Origin of the sequence: Candidatus Infernicultor aquiphilus (assembly GCF_002784285.1) — a bacterium.
Taxonomy (GTDB): Bacteria; Atribacterota; Phoenicimicrobiia; order Phoenicimicrobiales; family Phoenicimicrobiaceae; genus Infernicultor; species Infernicultor aquiphilus.
In genome coordinates this window covers 1-1,789 of record NZ_PFKO01000346.1, presented here as the reverse complement: position 1 = coordinate 1,789, position 1,789 = coordinate 1, and the positions used below count along the sequence as shown (strand labels likewise).

Genomic DNA, 1,789 nt, shown 5'->3' with positions numbered 1-1,789 from the left:
TTTTCGTTTTATTATGGGGTAAAATCTTTTTTTGTGTTCCTTCCAACGCTTGTGCGGCCTGGCTTTCCGAACATCGCAAAAAGCTCTCTTAAAGACAGTAACTATATCTCGAAATACCTTTTCTTAATAGGGTAAGATTCTAAGGAGAAATTAAAGAGAAATTTAATATTAGGCTTATAATAAATTTTCCAAATAAGTTGAAAGTTTTTTATTGTTGATTATCATCACTGATTTGTTGTTGTCTAAATTAAAAGGTGTAAATTGGTTTATTGTAAATTCTGTGCCACCAAGTGTTCTATATACAGTTACTTCTTCTGTTATTTTATTATAGGCTACAGGAAGATATGCATCTGTTCCACTCTTACTAATAACTATTGGGACAATATCATCTTAAAGCATTCTTTGTATTTCAAGAATGGAAAGGTATTTGATTTCTGCTTTTAAGTTTAGGTCGCTTCTGCCATTGATGTAGTTTACTAAATCTTGAGAATTAGCGCCAGTACCTAAAAATATTGCATCAGCCAATTCTTGCTGAGTCAGAACTTTCTGGGATGATTCATAATTAGTGACAATAACCCCTTTTGAAATTAAGCAGTAATGTTCTCCTTGTTCAGTTTCGTAATAAGGAGCAATAGCGGTTACTTTATGGCTGTCGGCAATTTCACCATGCTCAGATGGTGGTGGGGGTGGTGACTCTGGAATTACTCCGCTGCAAGAGGTGAGGGTGAAGAGGATGATGAGAATTAAGAATAGATTCAGGAATAGTTTTTTCAATTTGGTTATCTCCTTTTCTCTGTTTTTTGGTAATAGGTAGAAAGGTAGGAATATTTTCCAAGAATTAACCACTAAAATTTATCTTTTTAAGTATATATTCCCTTATTTTTAAAAAGGAATAAGATAATATTAATTTTTAATCATAATATCTTGTTCCTTTTTTCTTTTGCTATTATGCTAGGTTTGCTTTTTTTTATTTCAGCGCGTTTAAAAACTCCTCTATGGTCAGCCCAGCTCGAGTAATAAGTGATCTTAGAGTCCCTCTTGCAACCTCATGGTGATCAGGAATAGACAAGGTAGCAATATGCCCTTCCTTCACAAGAATAATGTGACTTCCCCGTTGCCTTGCTACATCCCATCCTAGACGAATAAACACTTTAACAACTTCACGCCCACTTAAAAGTGGAATCTTCTGCATTAGACCAATACCTCTACTTCACGCATACTTACAGTGAGTGGCATACCCTTTTCAGAACGAACTTCAAGACATTGTTTTATTGCGTCTTTGATATTTATCATTGCATCCTGCTCAGTCTTACCCTGACTTATACATCCTGGAATAGATGGACATTCTATCACAAACATTCCATCTTCATCTCGATCAATGGTTACAATAAACTTCATTGCCTATACCCCCTTTGTCATCTTTCTCTAAAAAATACTCCAAGGCCTGTTTTTATAAATTTCATGACATTTTTAATTGGTAAATTTATTATATCACAAAATTAAAATATAGATAATCCATTTAAATAATTACAATAATGGATTCCCATTGGAGACAAGGGGTGTTCCAAAATACTATCACTATCTTAAATCAGCGGGATCGGCTTTTGGGAGGTGCAGAAAGAATTATCCGGAAGGAAGTAAGGCTTTCGGAAAATCGAATAGAGATAAAAATACAATAAAAATAGGGTAAACTAAAGAAGACGATTTTCTTTATAATTTACCCTTTTTATTTTGTAATCCCGACTTTGACAGTTTCTCCCCCTTTCCCCACTTTTTGTAGTCCAAAACC

3 protein-coding genes are annotated in these 1,789 nt (G+C 34.3%); all 3 read right to left on the bottom strand.

The window, feature by feature from the left end; translation table 11 throughout:
• Nucleotides 1-390: 390 nt before the first annotated feature.
• The 3 genes from COZ07_RS09795 to COZ07_RS09785 all read right to left on the bottom strand — a co-directional run bounded on the left by COZ07_RS09795 (nt 391) and on the right by COZ07_RS09785 (nt 1,398).
• Entirely contained in the window at nt 391-774 is a 384-nt protein-coding gene (locus COZ07_RS09795) for a hypothetical protein (RefSeq protein WP_406608383.1), read from the bottom strand.
• A gap of 193 nt (nt 775-967) precedes the next feature.
• On the bottom strand, nt 968-1,192 hold the full coding sequence (locus COZ07_RS09790; RefSeq protein WP_406608382.1) for a type II toxin-antitoxin system HicA family toxin: 225 nt from the start codon (nt 1,190-1,192) through the stop codon (nt 968-970).
• Nucleotides 1,192-1,398 carry a type II toxin-antitoxin system HicB family antitoxin gene (locus COZ07_RS09785; protein ID WP_406608381.1) on the bottom strand — a complete coding sequence of 69 codons (207 nt, stop codon included), beginning with the start codon at nt 1,396-1,398 and terminating at the stop codon, nt 1,192-1,194. The genes COZ07_RS09790 and COZ07_RS09785 overlap by 1 nt, the downstream gene beginning before the upstream one ends.
• Nucleotides 1,399-1,789: the final 391 nt, after the last annotated feature.